Below are 20,286 nucleotides of genomic sequence, written 5' to 3'. Positions count from 1 at the left end.
GCGGCGGGCAGGCCCGAGAGCACGCCCGCCGCGGCCGTGGGTCATGGCGCTGCGGGACTCACAGGGCGGTGAAGGTCCACTGCAGGTTGGTGCTGCTGCCGTAGGTCCACTGCTTGGTGATCGAGCCCGAGGTGACGTTGCCACCGCCGTCGAGGACCAGGCCGGTGGTGCGGTTGGCGATCGTGTAGCTGTTGCCGCCCCGGGAGGTGATCTTCCACTGCTGGTTGGGGCCGCCGTTCCAGGGCGCCTGCTGGGCCGGGGAGCCATCGGCGGTGTTGCCCCAGCCGTCGGCGACCATGCCGTTGGTGCGGTTGACCAGCTTGTAGTAGCCGCCGCCCACGTCCACCGCCTGCCACTGGAGGTTGTTGCTGGAGTCCCAGCTCCACTGCTTGAGGTTGGATCCGGAGGCGACGTTGCCGCCGCTGTCCAGGGCGAGGCCGTCGGTGACATTGGTGATCCGGAAGTACCTCGACGGGTTGAACTGGACCCTGAGCGAGGTGATCTGGTCGTTGTTGCCGGTGACCCTGAGGTCGGGGTTGTCGGCGGTGAAGGTCCAGGCGGTCCCGGTGAAGTTGTCGCCGGAGTAGCCGATCACCTGGTAGCCGGGGGCGGGACGCAGGCTGGAGATGGTGCGGGTGCCCAGTCCGGCCGCGCTCAGGTCGGCCGCGGTGTAGTCGCCGACGGGCAACGGGGCCGAGCCGCCCGTGTAGTTGACGTCCGTGAAGGCGGCGGCGCCGGCCAGCGGCAGCAAGGTCGGGATGGCGCCGGAGAAGGCCAGCTTCAGGACGTAGGCGCCCGCGCTGTACGGCGCCGAGGACGGCAGGGTGACCGTGAGACCGGAGGAAGTCTGCGTGGGTGCGGGCAGGTCGATGTATGTACCGGCCGTGGAGCCGAGCAGCTTCACCGAGGTCAGCGAGGAGAGGTTGACGCGGTCCGAGCTGAGCGTCTTGATCGTCACCGAGCTGCCGGGCCAGCCCAGGACGGTGGCGTACAGGACGTTGTCCGCCTTGTTGCGGGTGAAGCGGATGTCCTGCGCGGTGCCGGCCGTCGGAGTGGTGAAGGCGCCGCCGCCCATCTTCGTCGGGCCTTCGCCGTACACGGTCCAGGCGCGGGTCGAGTACACCGACTCGCCGAAGCGCTTCAGGTAGTCGCCCATGCCGAGAAGGATGTCCTTCTGCGCCTGGGGGATGGTGCCGTCGGCCATCGGCGCGATGTTCAGCAGCACGTTGCCGTTCTTGCTGACCCGGTCGAGGAACGAGTGCAGCATCTGCTGGCTGCTGTAGTAGCCGATGCCCTGCGTGTAGCACCAGCTGGAGCTGGAGATGCTGTCGTCGGTCAGCCAGTACGGGCTGGTGAGGTCGCCCGGCCCGCCGCGCTCGTAGTCGAAGACCTCGCCCTTGCCGTTGAACCCGTCCTTGTAGGTGGCGACGACCTCACGGCCCCAGGCGTTGGCCTGGTTGTAGTAGTACGACAGGAAGTTCAGGCGCTGCGTCTCGTCGACCGCGTCCAGCTTGAAGTCCTGCCACAGGATGTCCGGTTGCGCGAGGTCGACGACCTCCTTGAGCTTGTCGTACCAGAGCTGGTTCTCCGCGGCCGCACCGAGCTGGCCATAGAGCTTCTTGAGGCTGGGGTCGGTCTGGGCGGGGGCGAACTCGTAGAAGCCGTTGTAGTGGTACGCGTGGTGCATGGCGACCAGCAGCTTGAGGCCCTTGGCCCGGATCGCCGTGGTGAACAGCTGCAGCAGGTTGAGCTTCGGGCCCTTGGCGACCGAGTTCCACTCGTTGACCTGGCTGTTCCACATGGAGAAGCCGTCGTGGTGCTCGGCGACCGGGCCGGCGAACTTCGCACCCGCGTCGACGAACAGCTGCGCCCACTCGTTGGGGTCGAAGTTCCCGCCGGCCGACTTCAGCTTCGGCGCGAACTGCACGAAGTTGCCCGCCAGGTCCTTCGCCCCGTTGATGAAGTTGTGGTACGGCCATGCCGAGGGCTGGCCGTAGGTCGCGATGTGGTGCTGGTTCACGCTGTCGTCGGCGTGATACATGGACCGCGGATACCACTCGTTGCCGAAGGCGGGAACGCTGAAGACGCCCCAGTGGAAGTAGATCCCGAACTTCGCGTCCTGGAACCACTCCGGAGCCGGCGGGTGCTGGTCGACCGAGTTCCAGTCGGGCGTGTAGGTGCTCGGTGCCGCCTGGGCGACGCCGGCGCCGAGGCCACCGCCTGCTATGGCTGCCGCCGCCACACAGGTGGCGGCGGACAGGAACTGGCGTCTGTTGAGCGAACGCGACATGAGGACATCCCTGAGGTAGGGGGACGGGGGGAGACGCGGGACGCCGACGGTTCTGGAGCGTCGGAGGTTACGCATGAAGTTCGACCATGTGACGCACTGATGTCAACGGGTGTGCAGGGATGAAAGCCCATATCACGCTTGGCTTTTGTCCATATATAGCCGCTATCGGCACATTGCAGTAACGGCAAACATGGAATGTCTAGGGACCCGACACAGGTGCGCCACCACACGGACAATCCACTGGCAAGCCGTCCGCGCATCACGAGAGCGCATCATTGATGGGATGGATCTATGGCAGAGGAAGGTCATCTCCAGCAGTTTTGCCGCACCCACTAGACAACCTCACTTCTCCCACTCTATAAACATCCCATCTCTCCGCCGACGACACACAGCCGTCGCATCGGCGTAACAACCCCCGCTCCGGGACCAGCGCGAGGAAGTACCCATGAGACTCAGAACCGCACTCGGCTCCACCGCCTCCGTCGTCTGCGCACTGACGCTGCTCAGCGCCTGCAGCAGCGGCTCCGGCACCACCGCATCGTCGAGCGGCAAGCCGCTCGTGGGCGTCGACTACCCGCGGTCCGACACCGACTTCTGGAACTCGTACATCAAGTACACGCCCCAGTCGGCCAAGGAGCTGGGGCTGGACCTGAAGACCACGAACTCCCAGAACGACGTCGCCAAGCTCACCGCCAACGCACAGACGTTCATCAGCCAGGGCGTCAAGGGCATCGCGATGGCCCCGCAGGACACCGCCGCCATCGCGCCGACGCTGGCGCAGCTGGACGCCAAGAAGATCCCGGTCGTCACCGTCGACACCCGGCCCGACAGCGGCAAGGTGTTCATGGTGGTGCGGGCCGACAACCGCGCCTACGGCGAGAAGGCCTGCCAGTACCTCGGCACCAAGCTCGGCGGCAAGGGCAAGGTCGTGATGCTGGAGGGCGGTCTCGACTCCATCAACGGCCGTGACCGCACCGAGGCGTTCAACGGCTGCATGAAGAAGAACTACCCCGGCATCAAGGTGTTCGGCGAGGCCACCAACTGGGACGGAGCGGTCGCCGCACAGAAGCTCCAGACCGACCTGACCGCCAACCCGGACATCAAGGGCGTCTACATGCAGTCCAGCTTCGCCCTGGCCGGCACGCTCCAAGTCCTCAAGCAGAAGGGCCTGTTGGTCGATCCGAAGGACAAGAAGCATGTCTTCGTCGTGTCCAACGACGGCATCCCCGAGGAGCTCAAGGACATCGCCGCAGGCCACATCGACGCCACCGTCTCCCAGCCCGCGGACCTGTACGCCAAGTACGCCCTGTACTACCTCAAGGCCGCGATCGACGGGAAGACGTTCAAGCCCGGCAAGACCGACCACGACAGCACCATCATCCAGGTGCGCGACGGCCTGCTGGAGGACCAGCTCTCCGCTCCCCTGGTCACCGTCGACGGCGGCACCTACGGCGGCGTGCCCAGCGTCAAGAGCGACGACACCTCCCTGTGGGGCAACAACCTCGGCTGACCGACCCTCTCAGGCATCCAACGGCTCACCACTACAAGGCGGTTGAAATGAGCGACGGGGAGCGAGCAGTCACCCCCGCGCCCGCCCCGGCGGACGACGGACGGGCCCCCGCAACCCCGCCCGTCGTCGAGGCGACGGGCATAGTCAAACGATTCGGTCCGACAGTTGCCCTGAACGGCGCCCGGATCACCATCCGGCCGGGCGAGACCCACGCACTCGTCGGCCGCAACGGAGCCGGCAAGTCGACCCTGGTCTCCGTCCTGACGGGCCTGCACGCCCCCGACGAGGGAACGGTCACCTTCGGCGGCGGCCCCGCCCCCCGGCTCAGCGACCGCGACGCCTGGCGTCGGCGCGTGGCCTGCGTCTACCAGAAGTCGACGATCATCCCCACGCTGACCGTCGCCGAGAACCTCTTCCTGAACCGTCACCACCATGGCCCCAACCGGCTGATCAGCTGGACCGGCGTACGCCGCCGGGCCCAGGAGCTGCTTTCGACCTGGTCGGTGGACGTCGACCCGCAGTCCCCGGCCGCCGAACTCAGCGTCGAGCAGCGGCAGTTCGTCGAGATCGCCCGGGCGCTGTCCTTCGGGGCCCGGTTCATCATCCTCGACGAGCCCACCGCACAGCTCGACGCGGCGGCGATCAACCGGCTCTTCGACCGCATCCGCGACCTGCAACGCCAGGGCGTGACCTTCCTGTTCATCAGTCACCACCTCCAGGAGGTCTACGAGATCTGCGACATGGTGACGGTCTTCCGCGACGCCCGGCACATCGTCACCGCCCCCGTCGCGGACCTCCCCCGCACCGAGCTGGTCGCCGCCATGACCGGCGAGGCGGCCGCCGACCGGCAGCAGGTGCGCTCGAGCACCCTCGACCCCGCCGCGGCCCCCGCGCTGTCCGTGCGGGATCTGGGCAGGGACGGCACGTACGAAGACGTCACCTTCCAGGTGGGCGCCGGCGAGGTCGTCGGCCTCGCCGGTGCCGCCGCCAGCGGACGCACCGAGGTCGCCGAGACCGTCGTAGGGCTGTGGGCGGCCGCCACCGGCGAGGTGGAGATCGCGGGGCGGCGGCCCCGGCCGGGCAGCGTGCCCGCCGCGCTCGCCACCGGCGCCGGGTTCGTCCCCCAGGACCGGCACCACCAGGGCTTCGTGCCCGACATGTCGATCGCCGACAACGCCACCCTGTCCGTGCCCCACCGGCTCGGCAGGAACGGCCTTCTCAGCCGTGACCGACGCGACCGGCTCGCCGACAACATGATCGAGAAGCTGGCGATCAAGACGCCGGGCCCCGATCTGCCCGTCTCCTCCCTGTCCGGAGGCAACCAGCAGAAGGTCGTCATGGCCCGCGCCCTGGCCGACGACCCGCGGCTGCTGGTCCTGATCAACCCGACCGCGGGCGTGGACGTGCGCTCCAAGGAATTCCTCCTCGGCAAGGTCGAGGAGACCGCCCGGACCGGCACCGGAGTGCTCATCGCCTCCGACGAACTCGACGACCTGCGGATGTGCGACCGGATCCTGGTGATGTTCCAGGGCCGGGTCACGACAGAGATAGCCCGCGGCTGGCACGACCACGAACTCGTGGCCGCGATGGAAGGAGTGGACCTCAATGCCTGAAACCGTCCTCGCGGACACAGCCGCCAAGGCCGCGGAACCGAAGCAGAGGCGCACCGCGCTGCTCGGCGGCCGGATCCCCCTGGCCCGGCTGCGCGACCTCGCCCTCGTCCCCGCGATCGTCGTCATCGCGATCGTCGGCCAGATCGTCAACCCGGTCTTCCTGCAGACGGACAACCTCATCAACGTCCTGCAGACGATGTCCGAGATGGCCCTGCTGGTCCTCGCCCAGACGATGATCCTGATCGTCAAGAAGATGGACCTGTCGCTGGAGTCCACCATGGGCCTTGCGCCCGGTGTCGCGGCCTGGCTGGTCGTGCCGGCCGGCGCCGGACACGGACTCGGCCTGCTCTCCGGTGCCTGGGCGATCCCCGTCACCCTGGCCGTGGGCGTGCTGGTCGGTGTGATCAACTCACTGCTGATCATCCGCTTCGGCCTCAACGGCTTCATCGTCACCCTCGGCATGCTGATCGTGCTGCGCGGCATCCTCACCGGCATCTCCGGCGGCCAGACGTTCTTCCAGCTGCCGCAGTCGATGCTCTACCCCGGCACCGCGCAGTGGCTCGGGATGCCCGCCTCCATCTGGATCTGCCTGGCCCTGTTCGCCGTCGCCATCGTGGTCCTCGGCTGGACCAGCTTCGGCCGCTCGCTGTACGCCATCGGCGGCAACGTCGACGCGGCGAAGGCGGCCGGCATCCGCACCGACCGGGTGCTGTGGATCGTCATCGTCACCGGCAGCGTGCTCGCCGCAGTCGCCGGACTGCTGCTCTCGGGACGGCTGGCCTCCGTCGCCTCCGCGCAGGGCAACGGCTACATCTTCACCGTGTTCGCCGCCGCCGTCATCGGCGGGATCAGCCTCAACGGCGGCAAGGGCACCATGTTCGGCGCGTTCTGCGGCATCCTGCTGCTCTTCATGATCCAGAACGTGCTCACGCTCGGCGGCGTCCCCGCCCAGTGGATCGGCGCCCTCAACGGCCTGATCATCCTGGTCGCCCTCGCCATCTCCCGCATCACCGGCGGCAAGGTCCAGGACTGACGCGGGCGGCCGTCGCCGGCCGCCCGTCCCGCGCCGCGTTCACCGCTCATCGCAGGGGACCCGATTCCCCCTTGCCCTCACAGGAGTTGCCGCCATGTCCTCCACCCTGCCCGCATCCGCCCGCATCACCGCCCTGGACGTCCTGGACGTGCGGTTCCCCACCTCCGAACACCTCGACGGCTCGGACGCCATGAACCCGGAGCCCGACTACTCCGCCGCCTACGTCGTCCTGCGCACCGACGCCGGCGACGGACTGGAGGGCCATGCCCTCGCCTTCACCACCGGCCGCGGCAACGATGTCCAGGCCGCCGCCATCGCGGCCCTCGCCCCGCACGTGGTGGGCCTGTCCGTCGAGGCGGTCTGCGCCGACCTCGGAGCCTTCTCCCGCTCCCTCGTGCACGACCCCCAACTGCGCTGGCTGGGCCCGGAGAAGGGCGCCATCCACATGGCCACCGGCGCCGTCGTCAACGCCGCCTGGGACCTGGCCGCCAAGCGCGCGGGCAAGCCCGTGTGGCGCTTCCTCGGCGAGATGTCGCCCGAGGACCTGGTCGCACAGGTCGACTTCCGCTGGCTCAGCGACGCCCTCACCCCCGAGGAGGCGCTGGAGATCCTGCGCCGTGCCGAACCCGACCGCCAGGAGCGCGTCGCCCGTCTGCTGGAGCGCGGCTACCCCGCCTACACCACCACCCCCGGCTGGCTCGGCTACTCCGACGAGAAGCTGGCCCGGCTGGCCCGCGAGGCCGTCGCCGACGGCTTCACCCAGATCAAGCTGAAGGTCGGCGCGGACCTGGAGGACGACGTACGGCGCATGCGCACCGCCCGCGAGACGGTCGGCCCGGCCATCCGCATCGCCGTGGACGCCAACCAGAGATGGGACGTCCAGCCCGCCATCGACTGGATGCGCGCCCTCGCCCCCTACGACCCGTATTGGATCGAGGAGCCCACCTCGCCCGACGACATCCTCGGCCACGCCGCGGTCCGCAAGGCCGTCAGCCCGATCAAGGTCGCGACCGGCGAGCACATCGCCAACCGGGTCGTCTTCAAGCAACTGCTGCAGGCCGGTGCGGTGGACATCGTGCAGATCGACTCCGCCCGGGTCGGCGGCGTCAACGAGAACATCGCGATCCTGCTGCTCGCCGCGAAGTTCGGCGTGCCGGTCTGCCCGCACGCCGGCGGCGTGGGCCTGTGCGAGATGGTGCAGCACCTGTCGATGTTCGACTACGTCGCCGTCTCCGGCACCACCGAGGACCGCGTCATCGAGTACGTCGACCATCTGCACGAGCACTTCGTCGACCCGGTCCGCATCGCCGACGGCCACTACCTAGCGCCTGCCCTGCCGGGGCTCAGCGCGCAGATGCACCCCGAGTCCCTCAAGGAGTACACCTACCCCGACGGCCCCGTGTGGACGGCCCGTGTCTGACGCCCAGGTCCTCGTCGACGCCCACCACCACGTGTGGGACCTGGACATCCGGCCGCAGTCCTGGCTCGACGAGCCCGGACACGAGCCCCTGCGCCGCAGCTTCGGCACCGACGACCTACGCACGGCCGCGACCACGCCGATCGCGGGACGGCGGCTGGAGTGCACGGTGCTCGTCCAGTGCGTGGCATCGGTCGAGGAGACCCGCGAGTTCCTCGCCCTCGCCGACGGCGACCCGCTCCTCGGCGCGGTCGTCGGCTGGGCGGACCTCACGTCCCCGGCGATCGGCGACACCCTCGACGCGCTGCGCGCCGGGCCCGGCGGCACGTACCTGCGGGCCGTACGTCACCTCGTCCAGGGCGAGTCCGACGCCACCTGGCTCCAACTGCCTTCGGTGGAGCGGGGACTGCGGGCGGTGGCCGAACGGGGCCTCGGGTACGACCTGCTGATCCGCGACCACCAGTTCCCCCAGGCGATCCGCCTGGCCGAACGCCTCCCCGGCCTTCCCCTGGTCCTCGACCACGCCGGCAAACCACCCATCGCCCGAGGTGACCTCGGCGACTGGGAGCGGGGCGTGCGACGGCTGGCCGCGCACCCCCACGTGCGGTGCAAGGTGTCGGGACTGATCACCGAGGCCGACCACCAGAAGTGGACCGTCGACGACATCCGGCCGGTGTGGGAGGTCCTGCTGACCTCGTTCGGCCCGGACCGGCTGATGTTCGGCTCGGACTGGCCGGTCTGCGTCCTGGCCGGCGGCTGGAACCGCTGGGCCGCCACCGTCGAGGAACTCCTCGCCGACTGCTCCGCCGCCGAGACCGAGGCGATCCTCGCCGGCACCGCCACCACGTTCTACGGCCTCGACCCCGCTCGAAGGAAGGAGCGCACCGCATGCTGCTGACCGAACTCCTGCACCCGGGCATCCTCGAAGCCCTGGCGGGCGCCGGGCACGGCGCCCGGGTCCTGCTCGCCGACGGCCACTATCCGGCGAGCACCGCCACCGGCCCGCGCGCCAGGACCATCCACCTCAACCTGGCGCCGGGGCTGCTGGACGTCACCACCGTGCTCGACGTCCTGCTGCGGGCTCTGCCCGTCGAGTCGGCGCACGTGATGGTGCCGCCCGAGGGCGAGCCGGAGCCGCCGGCCATCGCCGAGTACCGCTCGATGCTGGCGCCCGTCCCCGTCGAGACGCTCGACCGCTTCGAGTTCTACGACGCGGCCCGCTCGCCCGACCTCGCCATCGTCGTCGTCACCGCCGACATCCGCACCTACGCCAACCTGCTGCTCACGATCGGCGTTCGCGCTGAAGGGACCCTGAGAACACGATGACACTCGCCGTCCGCTACCTCGCCGCCCGCACCCTGGACACCGCGCCCGCCGAAAACCCGCCCCCCGGCCCCGGCCAGGTGGAGATCGCCCCTGCCTACGTCGGTATCTGCGGCACCGATCTGCACATCTTCCACGGCGACATGGACGCCCGGGTCGCCGCGCCCGCCGTCCTCGGCCACGAGATGTCGGGCCGGATCGTGCGGGTGGGCGCGGGTGTGGAGGACTGGTCGCCCGGTGACGCGGTCACCGTGATGCCGCTGCGCTGGGACGACACCTGCCCGGCCTGCCGTGCCGGCCACCAGCACATCTGCCAGCACCTCGACTTCATCGGCATCGACTCCCCCGGTGCGATGCAGCAGCGCTGGACTGTGCCCGCCACGACCCTCGTTCGGCTGCCCGGCTCCCTCCCGCTCGACCACGCGGCCCTTGTGGAGCCCACCGCGGTCGCGGTGCACGACGTCGGCCGGGCCCAGGTCCGCGCGGGCGAGAAGGCCGTCGTGGTCGGCGGCGGTCCCGTCGGCGTCCTCATCGCCCTGGTCGCCCGCGCCGCCGGAGCCGAGGTCCGGGTCGTGGAGCTGAGCTCTCACCGTCGGCGGCTCGCCGAGAAGTTGGGGCTGACGACCTGGGACCCGGCCGCCGACGACCTGCCCGAACTGGTCCGTGAGTGGACCGGCGACGCCGGTGCGGACGTGGCCTTCGAGGTCTCCGGCGCACAAGGCGGGGTGGACACGGCGGTCGACGTGCTGGGGGTGCGGGGGCGGCTGTGCCTCGTGGCCATCCACCCCCGGCCCCGCGAGGTGAACCTGCACCGCTTCTTCTGGCGCGAACTCACCCTGGTGGGCGCCCGGTTGTACGACCGCACCGACTTCGAGAAGGCGGTGACCCTGGTGGCCGACGGCACCGTTCCGGCCGAGCAGCTGATCAGCAAGGTCGTCCCCATGGCACAGGCGCCCGACGCGTTCGAGGCCCTGGAGGGCGGCGGCGACGTGATGAAGATCCTCCTGGACTGCACCGACGACTCCCAGGGAGCCGCCCAGTGAACGCCTTCGACCTGACCGGCAGGCTCGCCGTCGTCACCGGGGCCCGGCGCGGCATCGGCCGGGCCATGGCCCGCGCCCTCGCCGAGGCCGGCGCGGACGTCATCGGTGTCAGCGCCCAGCTGGAGGACACCGACAGCGACGTGGAGAAGGACGTCCTGGCCGCGGGCCGCACCTTCGAGGCGATCCGCACCGACTTCGCCGACCCCGAAGCCGTCCGCGCCCTGGGCGCCGACCTGGCGGGACGGGAGCGCCCGGTGGACATCCTGGTCAACAACGCGGGCACCATCCGCCGCGCCCCGGCCGCTGAACACACGGACGAGGACTGGGAGTTGGTGCTCCAGGTCAACCTCAACGCGCAGTTCGCCCTGTCCCGCGCGGTGGGCGCGTCGATGGTGGCCCGCGGCCACGGAAAGATCGTCTTCACGGCGTCGCTGCTCAGCTTCCAGGGCGGTATCACCGTCCCCGGCTACACCGCCGCCAAGCACGGTATCGCCGGACTGACCAAGGCCCTGGCCAACGAGTGGGCCCCGCACGGCGTGAACGTCAACGCCATCGCCCCCGGCTACATCGCCACCGACAACACCCAGGCCCTCCAGGACGACCCGGTACGCAGCAAGGCGATCCTGGACCGCATCCCGGCCGCCCGCTGGGGCAGCGCCGATGACCTCGCGGGCGCCACCGTGTTCCTCGCCTCGGACGCCGCCGCCTACGTCCACGGCGTCGTCCTGCCCGTCGACGGCGGATGGCTCGGCCGATGAGCGACACCGACCTGGCCGCCGTGCTGGACGGCGCCCGCGTGCTGCCAGTGCTGACCGTGCCCGCCGCCGCGATGGCCGGCCCGCTGGCCGACGCGCTCGCGGCGGGCGGCGTCCAGTGCGCCGAGGTCACCTTCCGCACCCCCGACGCCGAGCAGGTGCTCAAGACGATGGCCGCCCACGGAGGGCTGACCGTCGGCGCCGGTACGGTCCTCACGCCCGACCAGGTGGACCGTGCCGTGGCGGCGGGAGCCCGCTTCGTCGTCTCGCCGGGCTTCGACGAGGACGTCGTCGCCAAGTGCCGTGAGCTGGGCGTGCCCGTGGTGCCCGGCATCGCCTCCGCGACCGAACTGATGCGCGCCCTGCGGTCCGGCCTCGACACCGTCAAGCTCTTCCCCGCCGAACCCCTCGGCGGCATCCCGATGCTGCGCGCCCTCGCCGCTCCCTTCCCCCAGGCACGGTTCGTGCCGACGGGCGGCATCGACGCTCCGCGCCTGCCCGACTACCTTGCCGTCCCGGCGGTCCTCGCCGTCGGCGGCAGCTGGATGGCCACCCCCGCCCATCTGGAGCGCGGCGAGTACGGCGAGATCCGCCGGTTGACCGCCGAGGCCGTGCACGGGAGCGCGACGTGAGCGACGTGGTGGCCCTCGGCGAGGTGATGCTCCGCTTCGACCCGGGCGAGGGCAGGCTGCGCACCGCCCGCACCTTCCAGGTCTGGGAAGGCGGCGGTGAGTACAACGTCGTCCGCGGACTGCGGCGCTGCTTCGGCCTGCGTACGGCCGTCGTGACCGCCCTCGCCGACAACCAGGTGGGGCGGCTGGTCGAGGACCTGATCCTCCAGGGCGGCGTCGACACCTCCCTCATCCGCTGGGTGCCCGACGACGGCATCGGCCGCACCGCACGCAACGGCCTCAACTTCGTCGAGCGCGGCTACGGCATCCGGGGCGCGGTGGGCGTCAGCGACCGCGCGAACACCGCCGTCTCGCAGCTGCGCAAGGGGGACGTCGACTGGGACGCGGTCTTCTCCGCGGGGCCGCGCTGGTTCCACACCGGCGGCGTCTTCGCCGGTCTGTCGGACACCACCGTGGACGTCGCGGACGAGGCCATGGCGGCCGCTCGACGGCACGGTGTCAGGGTCTCCTACGACCCCAACTACCGCCCCAGTCTCTGGGCCGGCAGGGGCGGCGCCCACGCCGCCCGCGAAGTCGACCTGCGGCTCGCCCGCCACGCCGACGTCATGGTGGGCGCCCTGGGCCTGGCAGGACCGTACCCGGGCGCGGTACGCGTCGCGGCGGACGAGGTGCCCGACGCCCTCGTCGAAGTCGCCGCGCTCCTGCCCCAGGCCGGGGTGCTCGCGACCACCCTGCGGGACGTGCCCTCGGCCGGCGTCAACGACTGGTCCTCGGCCGCCTGGTCGCCCCGTACCGGCTTCGTCCGCGGCCCGGAACTGCCCGGCCTGCACGTCCTGGACCGCATCGGCTCGGGCGACGGCTTCGCGGCCGGCCTGATCTACGCCCTGCTGACCCCCGGCGGTGACGAGGACGGACCGGCGGGCCGTGCCGCGCCCGTGGCCGACCTCGACACCGCCGGACTGAGCCGAGCCCTGGCCTACGGCACCGCGCACGGCGCCCTCACCATGACCACCCCCGGCGATGTGTCCATGGCCTCGCTCGCCGAGGTCGAGGCACTCATGGCAGGCGGCTCCGCCGCCGTCAGAAGGTGACGGGCCCATGGGCCCTCACGCCGTCGCCGCTTCCCAAGGAGCACAGTTGACACCGCACAGCATCGGGCGCCGGAAGGTCGCGAGCACCCCGGTCGAGCTCACCGGACTCGGCTTCGGGGCCTCCGTCATCGGCAACCTCTACAGAGTCACCCCGGCCCACGACGCGCAGGCCGCAATCGAGGCGGCCTGGGAAGCGGGCATCCGGTACTTCGACACCGCCCCGCACTACGGGCTCGGTCTCTCCGAGCGCCGCCTGGGGGCGGCGCTGGCGGGCCGGCCACGTGACGCGTACGCCGTCTCCTCCAAGGTCGGCCGCCTGCTCGTGCCCAACGAGCACCCGCGCGGCACCGACACCGAGGGCTTCGTGGTGCGCGACGACCTGCGCCGGCAGTGGGACTTCAGCCGGGACGGAGTGCTCCGCTCCATCGAGGACACGCTGGAGCGCACCGGCCTGGACCGCCTGGACGTCGTCTACCTGCACGATCCCGACGACCACTGGAGGCAGGCGGCCGAGGAGGCCATGCCGGCCCTGGCCGAGCTCCGGGACCAGGGAGTGATCGGCGCGATCGGCGCCGGAATGAACCAGTCGGCCATGCTCGCCCGCTTCCTGCGCGAGACCGCGGCCGACGTGGTGATGCTGGCCGGCCGGTACACCCTCCTCGACCAGTCGGCACTGGACGACGTCCTGCCCGCCGCCGAGGAACTCGGCAAGAGCGTGGTGGCCGTCGGCGTGTTCAACTCGGGGCTGCTCTCCCGCGACCACCCCACCGAGGGCATGAAGTACGACTACCAGGAGGCCCCGCCGGAGCTGCTCGACCGCGCTCGGGCGATCGCCGACGTCTGCGCGGCCCACGGCACGACCCTGCCCGCCACCGCGATCGCCTTCCCCTACACCCACCGCAGTATCATCAACGTCACCCTCGGCATGCGAAATCCGCAGCAGGTCGTACGGAACGTGGAACTCCACCGCCGGTACGTCCCCGACGGGCTCTGGGACGATCTCCGCGCCCGGGGACTCATCAGGTCGGACGTGCCCGCGGCGCACGGGCCCGGAAGGAGCGCGCGGTGTCTCTGACGGACAAGGCCATAGTGCAGATCCGGGAGCTGATCCGCAGCGGAGCGCTGCCGCCGGGCTCGAAGCTCCCACCGGAACCGGAGCTGGCCGCTCAGCTGGGCCTCTCCCGCAACCTCGCCCGGGAGGCCGTGAAGGCGTTGGCCGTCGCCCGGGTCCTGGAGGTCCGGCGGGGCGACGGCACCTACGTGACCAGCCTGCAGCCGAGCCTGCTCCTGGAGGGGCTCGGCGGTGCGGTGGAACTGCTGCAGGGCGATACCGCCGCGCTGCAGGACCTCATCGAGGTACGGCGGCTCCTGGAACCGGTCGCCACCGCACTGGCCGCCACCCGGATCTCCGACGGGCAGCTGGCCGAGGTCGAACAGCACCTGAACGCCATGCGCGATGCCCAGGACGACGTGGAACGGCTCAACGCTCACGACGCCGCGTTCCACCGCGCCGTCATCTCGGCCACCGGCAACGAAACGCTCCTCACGCTCCTGGAGAGCATCTCCGGGCGCACCCTGCGCGCCCGCATCTGGCGCGGCCTGGTCGACACCCAGGCCTCCGGCCGGACCCTCGCCGAACACGAGGCGATCTTCCGGGCCCTGTCCGTCCGCGACGCCTCCCTCAGCCAAGCCGCCGCACTGCTGCACGTCAGCAACACCGAGCTGTGGCTCAAGGACCACCTGCGTTCGGGAGAAGCCCTCCCGTGGGGCGTGTTCACAGGGCTCTGACCAGCCCTTCCCGAGACGCTCTTCCGTCTGGCAGAAGCCGCCTTGCGGAGCCACCGCCGGCGTCAGGAACCTGTTCCCAACCACGGCACGCGGGGCGACGAAGCCCCGCCGACAGGGACGGGAACCCCATGCCTCACACGACCGCCTTCGCCAGGAACCAGTGGTACGTCGCCGCCTACAGCCATGAGGTGGGGCGCGAGGAGTTGCTCGGCCGGACGATCCTCGGTGAGCCGCTCGTCTTCTACCGCACCGAGGAGGACGGGACGCCCGTCGCGCTCGCCGACCGGTGCGTGCACCGCCGGTTCCCGCTGCACGAGAAGCCGAGCCGGCTCGACGGCGACCGGCTCGTGTGCGGCTACCACGGGTTCACGTACGACACGACGGGCACCTGTGTGTACGTGCCGGGCCAGAAGCGCGTACCGCGCACCGCGCGTGTCGCCTCCTACCCCGTCGCCGAGCTGGACTCCCTGATCTGGGTGTGGATCGGCGACCCGGCGCTCGCCGACGCCGACACCATCCCGCGGGCCAGGCACCTCGACTCCCCCGGCTGGGTCACCGTCCGCGGCATGGAGCCGATCGACGCGGACTACGGCCTGCTGGTCGACAACCTCCTCGACCTCTCCCACGAGACCTATCTGCACGGCGGCTACATCGGCACCCCCGAGGTCGCCGAGACGCCGATCACCACGGAGGTCGACGAGGGCGCCGGCATCGTACGGGTGAGCCGGCACATGGACGACGCCGAATGCCCGCCGTTCTACGCCAAGTCCACCGGCATCGAGGGGCGGATCACGCGCTGGCAGGACATCGAGTACCACGCCCCCTGCCTGTATCTGCTGCACAGCCGTATCGCCCCGGTCGGTGTGCTGCCCGAGGCCGACGGCAGCGACCCGAACGGCTTCCACACCGAGATCACGTACGCCATCACGCCGTCGAGCGACGGTCACGTGTACGACTTCTGGATGGTCTCGCGCGACTGGGCGACCGAGGACGCGGAGGTCACCGAGTTCCTGCGGGGCAACAACCACACCGTCGTCATGCAGGACGTCGACGCGCTCAACCTGCTCCAGCGGACGCTCGGCACCGAGCGCTCCGGTTACCAGGAGCTGAGCATCAACATCGACACCGGCGGTCTCGCCGCCCGCCGTATCCTCGCCCGCCTGGTCGAGGAGGGCGACAAGCCCGTGGAGAAGGTCCTGTGAGTGCCGGAGCCACGGGGGAGATCTACCGCATCGACTGGCTGCCGGGCACCGACGTCCTGCACGGCACCTGTCACTGCGGCCGCGAGCACACCTCGCAGGACCCGATCGAGATGTGGGAGTGGATGCTCGCGCACCCGAACGGGCACTCCCCACAACAAGACGAGCCGCAAGGAAACAGTTCATGAGTGACGCGTACGAAGCCGAACTCGTCGTCGACCGCAGGGACTCGGCGGCCGACGGCGTGCTCGCCCTCACCCTGCGCCACCCGCTGGGCGAACAGCTCCCGCAGTGGGAGCCCGGCGCCCACATCGACGTGCTGCTCGGCCCCGGCCTGGAGCGCCAGTACTCCCTGTGCGGCGACCCCGCCGACCGCACTGCCTGGCGGATCGCCGTACTGCGTGAGCCGGCCGGTCGCGGTGGATCCGCCCATGTGCACGAGCAGTTGGAGCAGGGCGGCAAGGTCCGGGTGCGCGGTCCGCGCAACCACTTCGCCCTGCGGCCCGCGCCCCGCTACCGCTTCATCGCGGGCGGCATCGGCATCACCCCGATCCTCCCGATGCTCGCGGCGGCGGAGGCCGAGGGCGCGGAGTGGACGCTGCTGTACGGCGGGCGCACCCGCGAATCCATGGCGTTCACCGAGGAGTTGAGCCGTTACGGCGATCGCGTCACCGTCGCCCCGCAGGACGAGACCGGTCTCCTGGACCTCGCCTCGGTGCTGGACGGCGTTCCCGAGGGCACCCTGGTCTACTGCTGTGGACCCGGCCCGCTGCTCGACGCGGTGGAGGCACGCTGCCCGGCCGGGCTGCTGCACGTGGAGCGGTTCACGCCGAAGGAGCAACCGGTCGGCGAGAACACGGAGTTCGAGGTCGAGCTGGCGCAGACCGGCACGACGGTCACCGTCCCTCCGGACGTCTCCGTGCTCGACGCCGTCCGCGCCTCCGGTGTCGAGGTGCTCTTCTCCTGCACCGAGGGCACCTGCGGCACCTGCGAGACCGACGTCCTCGACGGCACCCCTGACCACCGGGACTCGGTGCTCACGGACGAGGAGCGGGAGGCCGGGGAGACGATGATGATCTGTGTGTCCCGGTGCCGGGGGAAGAAGCTGGTGCTGGACCTGTAGCCATCCGCAGGTCGGCCTCGATGCCGGCCACGGTCTCCAGCAGCGCCGGCAGCAGATCGCGCCGTACCGCGGCGAGCGTCGTACGCCCCGCCTGCACCGGGATGTTGACCGACGCCACCACCTCGCCGCCCCGGTCCCGCACCGGGGCGGCGATCGAGCGCAAGCCCTCCTCCAGTTCCTGGTCGACGACGGCGTACCCCTGCCGCCGCACCCGGTCGAGTTCCGCACGCAGCAGGTCGACCGAGACGATCGTGCGGGCGGTGAGCGGGGTCAACTCGGCGCGGGCGAGGCGGACTTCGATGTCCTCCTGCGGCAGATGCGCGAGGATCACCCGTCCGACCGACGTGACATGGGCGGGGAAGCGGGTGCCGACCGTGATCGCCGCGGTCATGATGCGGCGGGCGGGCACCCGGGCGACGTAGACGATGTCGTCGCCGTCGAGCACGCACAGGGACGACGACTCCCTGGTGTTCTCGACGAGTTGCTCCAGATGTGGTTGGGCGAGCTGGGCCAGGGAGAAGCTCGACAGATAGGAGTAACCGAGTTCGAGGACGCGCGGGGTCAGCCGGTAGGCGCGGCCGTCGGCGCGGACGTAACCGAGGTCGGCCAGGGTCAGCAGGAAGCGGCGGGCCGCGGCGCGGGTCAGTCCGCAGCCGCGGGCCACTTCGCTGAGGGTCAGTTCCGGGTGGTCGGCGTCGAAGGCGCGGATGACGGCGAGGCCGCGCTCCAGGGAGCGGACGAAGTGGGGGGCGCGGTCTGCGTCGGTCATCGTCGCCTCCGTGAGCAACTGTCAACAATATTGTCAGCCAAAGGCATTGACCCAGCCCCCGCTAGCCCCATACCTTTCGCGCTGAGCACCACTGTGCGGTCTGCGCACAGCCTGTCGAAAGCACAGCCTGTCGGAACAACGAAGTCTGCACAGGAGGAGCCATGCGTCGTCTGCTCGTCGCCCTCGCGGCCGGAGCATTACTGGTCACCGCCTCGGCCTGTGGTTCGTCCGGCGACTCGGGGGCCGCGGACTCGGGATCGTCGTCCGGCGGCACCACCACCGTCAAGCTCGGCCTCATACCGATCGTCGACGTCGCGCCGATCTATCTGGGCCAGAAGAAGGGCTTCTACAGCAAGCACGGCCTCAAGCTCGACATATCGACCGCCTCCGGCGGTGCGGCGATCGTGCCCGGAGTCGCCAGCGGGCAGTTCCAGTTCGGTTTCTCCAACGTCACCTCCCTGCTGATCGCCCAGTCGTCCGGCGTGCCGGTCAAGGCGGTGTCCAACGGCATCGCCTCAACCGGCGTGGAGGGCAAGGACTTTGCGGCCATCGCGGTGAAGAAGGGCAGCCCGGTCAAGTCCGCGAAGGACCTGGAGGGCAAGAAGGTCGCCATCAACACCCTGAAGAACATCAACGAGTCCGCGGTGCGCGAGTCGGTCCGGAGGGACGGCGGGGATCCGGACAAGGTGAAGTTCGTGGAGCTGGCCTTCGACCAGATGCCGGCCGCTCTGGACGGCGGCCAGGTCGACGCGGCCTGCGCGGTCGAGCCCGCGCTCGCCACCATCAAGGGCCAGGGCGGCCAGGTGATCGCCTCCCCGATGGTGGACGTGGCCGCGAACACCACGGTCGCCATGTACTTCACCTCGACGCGGTACCAGCAGCAGAACGCCGACGTGGTGAAGAAGTTCCAGGAGGCCACCGCCGAGTCCCTCGCCTACGCCGACGCCCACCCGGACGAGGCGCGCGGGATCATCACGACGTACACCAAGATCCCGGCATCGGTGCTGGCGCGGGTGACCCTGCCGAAGTGGCCGGCCGAGCCGAACAAGGAGTCCATCGAGGCGCTCGCCAAACTGGGCGAGGAGGACGGGTTCTTCAAGAAGACCCCCGACGTCGACGCGCTGCTTCCGTGAGGTTCCAGAACGCGGCGCTGGGCGCCGCCGGGCTCGCGGCCTTCCTCGCCCTGGGCGAGGCCGTGCCGCGGCTCGGTCTGGTCAAGGAGGAGTACTTCCCGCCGACCAGCCGGATCGCGCGCGCCCTCGCGGACGAGCTCTCCGACGGCACCTTCTGGACGGCGCTCGGCGACACCCTCACCGGCTGGGCCCTGGGCCTGGCCATCGCCGCCTCGGCGGGGATCGTCATCGGCGTGATCGTCTCGGTCGTGCCGTATCTGCGCGAGGCGACGGCCTCGACGATCGAGTTCCTGCGCCCGATCCCCTCGGTCGCCCTCATCCCGCTGGCGGTGCTGTTGTACGGCAGCGAACTGCGCTCGGTGCTGTTGCTCGTCGTGTACGCCAGCTTCTGGCAGGTCCTCATCCAGACGCTCTACGGCGTCCAGGACGTCGACCCCGTCGCCGACGAGACGGCACGGTCGTACGGCCTCGGCACCTGGGCGCGCATCCGGCACGTGCTGTGGCCGACCGCGCTGCCGTATGTGATGACCGGCGTGCGACTGGCCGCGGCAGTGGCGCTGATCCTCGCCATCACCGGTGAACTCGTCATCGGCGCACCGGGGTTGGGCGCCAGGATCGCGGTCGCGCAGAACTCGCAGGCGGTGCCGGAGATCTACGCGCTGATCGTGGTGACCGGCCTTCTGGGGCTGCTCATCAACGTCGGCGCGCGTACCGTGGAGCGACGGGCGCTGGCCTGGCACCAGTCGGTGCGCGGGGAGGTGGCGGTGTGAAGCGGCTCGTTCTGCGGCTGCTGTTCGTGCTCGCGCTGCCCGCGCTGCTGGTCGTGGTCTGGTGGCTGGCGTCGGACGGCAGCACCAACGTCTTCTGGCCGCCGCTGCGCACGATCCTCCGGACCTTCCCGGACGTGTGGACGGCCGAGCGGCTGCGCGACGACGTCCTGCCCAGCATCTGGCGCCTGACGGCGGGTTACGCGCTGGCTGCCGTCGCCGGGGTCGCCATCGGCACGGTCATCGGCTCCTACCGGCGGGTGCGGGCGGTGTGCGAACCGGTCCTGGAGTTCCTGCGGGCGGTCCCCCCGCCGGTCCTGATCCCGGTCATCATGCTGTTCGCGGGCATCGGCGACACCATGAAGGTCACCGTGATCGCGAGCGGCTGCGTCTGGCCGATCCTGCTCAACACCGCCGAGGGTGTGCGCGCGGTCGACCCGGTGATGCTGGAGACGGCCCGCTCCTACGGCATCACCGGCCCGTCGCGCCTGCGCCACCTGGTGCTGCGCTCGTCGAGCCCGCAGATCTTCGCGGGTCTGCGCCAGGCGCTGTCCATCGGCATCATCCTGATGGTCATCAGCGAGATGTTCGCGGCCAGCAACGGCATCGGCTTCACCATCGTCCAGTTCCAGCGCAGTTTCGCCGTCCCCGACATGTGGACCGGGATCCTCGTCCTCGGTCTGCTCGGGTTCCTGCTCTCCGTCGTCTTCCAGCTGGTCGAGCGGCGGGCCCTCGCCTGGTACCACGGCCTGCGCGCCTCGACCCGGCGGTCCCCGTGAATCACCCGAACGCGAAAGGGC

20 protein-coding genes are annotated in these 20,286 nt (G+C 70.4%); 18 read left to right on the top strand and 2 right to left on the bottom strand.

Going from position 1 to position 20,286, the window contains the following annotated elements; genetic code table 11:
• Positions 1–58 precede the first annotated feature (58 nt).
• The gene (locus tag ABZT02_RS32790; RefSeq protein ID WP_356023986.1) at positions 59–2,290 is read right to left on the bottom strand and encodes an alpha-L-fucosidase; all 2,232 of its coding nucleotides are present in this window, start codon (positions 2,288–2,290) and stop codon (positions 59–61) included.
• 445 nt (positions 2,291–2,735) lie between these two features.
• Between ABZT02_RS32790 and ABZT02_RS32785 the strand changes: the two genes are divergently transcribed.
• The 15 genes from ABZT02_RS32785 to ABZT02_RS32715 all read left to right on the top strand — a co-directional run bounded on the left by ABZT02_RS32785 (position 2,736) and on the right by ABZT02_RS32715 (position 16,817).
• Complete coding sequence (locus tag ABZT02_RS32785; RefSeq protein WP_356023984.1) at positions 2,736–3,800, top strand: sugar ABC transporter substrate-binding protein; 1,065 nt, start codon at positions 2,736–2,738, stop codon at positions 3,798–3,800.
• A 47-nt stretch (positions 3,801–3,847) separates the two neighbouring features.
• Positions 3,848–5,413: a sugar ABC transporter ATP-binding protein gene (locus ABZT02_RS32780; RefSeq protein ID WP_356023982.1), complete on the top strand. Its 1,566-nt coding sequence runs from the start codon at positions 3,848–3,850 to the stop codon at positions 5,411–5,413.
• Positions 5,406–6,446, top strand: a complete 1,041-nt coding sequence (locus tag ABZT02_RS32775) for an ABC transporter permease (protein WP_007386062.1) — start codon at positions 5,406–5,408, stop codon at positions 6,444–6,446. The genes ABZT02_RS32780 and ABZT02_RS32775 overlap by 8 nt, the downstream gene beginning before the upstream one ends.
• A 94-nt stretch (positions 6,447–6,540) precedes the next feature.
• Positions 6,541–7,866, top strand: coding sequence for an L-fuconate dehydratase (locus ABZT02_RS32770; protein WP_356023978.1), 1,326 nt, complete (start codon positions 6,541–6,543; stop codon positions 7,864–7,866).
• Entirely contained in the window at positions 7,859–8,761 is a 903-nt protein-coding gene (locus ABZT02_RS32765; RefSeq protein WP_356023976.1) for an amidohydrolase family protein, read from the top strand. The genes ABZT02_RS32770 and ABZT02_RS32765 overlap by 8 nt, the downstream gene beginning before the upstream one ends.
• Positions 8,752–9,189, top strand: a complete 438-nt coding sequence (locus ABZT02_RS32760; protein WP_356023973.1) for an RbsD/FucU domain-containing protein — start codon at positions 8,752–8,754, stop codon at positions 9,187–9,189. The genes ABZT02_RS32765 and ABZT02_RS32760 overlap by 10 nt, the downstream gene beginning before the upstream one ends.
• Positions 9,186–10,229, top strand: a complete 1,044-nt coding sequence (locus ABZT02_RS32755) for an alcohol dehydrogenase catalytic domain-containing protein (protein ID WP_356023970.1) — start codon at positions 9,186–9,188, stop codon at positions 10,227–10,229. The genes ABZT02_RS32760 and ABZT02_RS32755 overlap by 4 nt, the downstream gene beginning before the upstream one ends.
• On the top strand, positions 10,226–10,987 hold the full coding sequence (locus ABZT02_RS32750) for an SDR family oxidoreductase (protein WP_356023969.1): 762 nt from the start codon (positions 10,226–10,228) through the stop codon (positions 10,985–10,987). The genes ABZT02_RS32755 and ABZT02_RS32750 overlap by 4 nt, the downstream gene beginning before the upstream one ends.
• On the top strand, positions 10,984–11,616 hold the full coding sequence (gene eda, locus ABZT02_RS32745) for a bifunctional 4-hydroxy-2-oxoglutarate aldolase/2-dehydro-3-deoxy-phosphogluconate aldolase (protein ID WP_356023967.1): 633 nt from the start codon (positions 10,984–10,986) through the stop codon (positions 11,614–11,616). The genes ABZT02_RS32750 and eda overlap by 4 nt, the downstream gene beginning before the upstream one ends.
• Positions 11,613–12,707, top strand: a complete 1,095-nt coding sequence (locus ABZT02_RS32740) for a sugar kinase (RefSeq protein ID WP_356023965.1) — start codon at positions 11,613–11,615, stop codon at positions 12,705–12,707. The genes eda and ABZT02_RS32740 overlap by 4 nt, the downstream gene beginning before the upstream one ends.
• A 46-nt stretch (positions 12,708–12,753) precedes the next feature.
• The gene (locus tag ABZT02_RS32735; protein ID WP_356023962.1) at positions 12,754–13,782 is read left to right on the top strand and encodes an aldo/keto reductase; all 1,029 of its coding nucleotides are present in this window, start codon (positions 12,754–12,756) and stop codon (positions 13,780–13,782) included.
• Entirely contained in the window at positions 13,773–14,495 is a 723-nt protein-coding gene (locus ABZT02_RS32730) for a FadR/GntR family transcriptional regulator (protein ID WP_356023960.1), read from the top strand. Before ABZT02_RS32735 ends, ABZT02_RS32730 begins: the two co-directional genes overlap by 10 nt.
• Positions 14,496–14,623: 128 nt before the next feature.
• Positions 14,624–15,697 carry an aromatic ring-hydroxylating dioxygenase subunit alpha gene (locus tag ABZT02_RS32725; RefSeq protein ID WP_356023958.1) on the top strand — a complete coding sequence of 358 codons (1,074 nt, stop codon included), beginning with the start codon at positions 14,624–14,626 and terminating at the stop codon, positions 15,695–15,697.
• Complete coding sequence (locus ABZT02_RS32720; protein WP_356023955.1) at positions 15,694–15,882, top strand: hypothetical protein; 189 nt, start codon at positions 15,694–15,696, stop codon at positions 15,880–15,882. The genes ABZT02_RS32725 and ABZT02_RS32720 overlap by 4 nt, the downstream gene beginning before the upstream one ends.
• Positions 15,879–16,817 (top strand): PDR/VanB family oxidoreductase, encoded by a 939-nt coding sequence (locus ABZT02_RS32715; RefSeq protein ID WP_356023953.1) that lies wholly within the window; start codon positions 15,879–15,881, stop codon positions 16,815–16,817. The genes ABZT02_RS32720 and ABZT02_RS32715 overlap by 4 nt, the downstream gene beginning before the upstream one ends.
• Here the strand turns inward: ABZT02_RS32715 and ABZT02_RS32710 are convergent.
• Positions 16,732–17,586, bottom strand: a complete 855-nt coding sequence (locus ABZT02_RS32710) for an IclR family transcriptional regulator C-terminal domain-containing protein (RefSeq protein ID WP_356023950.1) — start codon at positions 17,584–17,586, stop codon at positions 16,732–16,734. The two genes, ABZT02_RS32715 and ABZT02_RS32710, sit on opposite strands and share 86 nt — an antisense overlap.
• 161 nt (positions 17,587–17,747) lie before the next feature.
• On the opposite strand from ABZT02_RS32710, the gene ABZT02_RS32705 reads away from it, so the two are divergent.
• From ABZT02_RS32705 to ABZT02_RS32695, 3 genes are read left to right on the top strand one after another with little or no spacing between them, the layout of a single operon-like run.
• A complete protein-coding gene (locus ABZT02_RS32705; protein WP_356023947.1) occupies positions 17,748–18,719 on the top strand; it encodes an ABC transporter substrate-binding protein in 972 nt (323 codons plus the stop codon).
• On the top strand, positions 18,716–19,489 hold the full coding sequence (locus ABZT02_RS32700; protein ID WP_356023945.1) for an ABC transporter permease: 774 nt from the start codon (positions 18,716–18,718) through the stop codon (positions 19,487–19,489). Before ABZT02_RS32705 ends, ABZT02_RS32700 begins: the two co-directional genes overlap by 4 nt.
• Positions 19,486–20,265 (top strand): ABC transporter permease, encoded by a 780-nt coding sequence (locus ABZT02_RS32695; RefSeq protein ID WP_356023943.1) that lies wholly within the window; start codon positions 19,486–19,488, stop codon positions 20,263–20,265. Before ABZT02_RS32700 ends, ABZT02_RS32695 begins: the two co-directional genes overlap by 4 nt.
• The last annotated feature ends 21 nt before the right edge of the window (positions 20,266–20,286 follow it).

The organism is Streptomyces sp. NPDC005402 (genome assembly GCF_040606575.1).
In the GTDB taxonomy this organism is placed as follows: domain Bacteria; phylum Actinomycetota; class Actinomycetes; order Streptomycetales; family Streptomycetaceae; genus Streptomyces.
The sequence above is the reverse complement of the archived record's forward strand: the minus strand, read 5'-3'. Positions and strand labels throughout refer to the sequence as shown.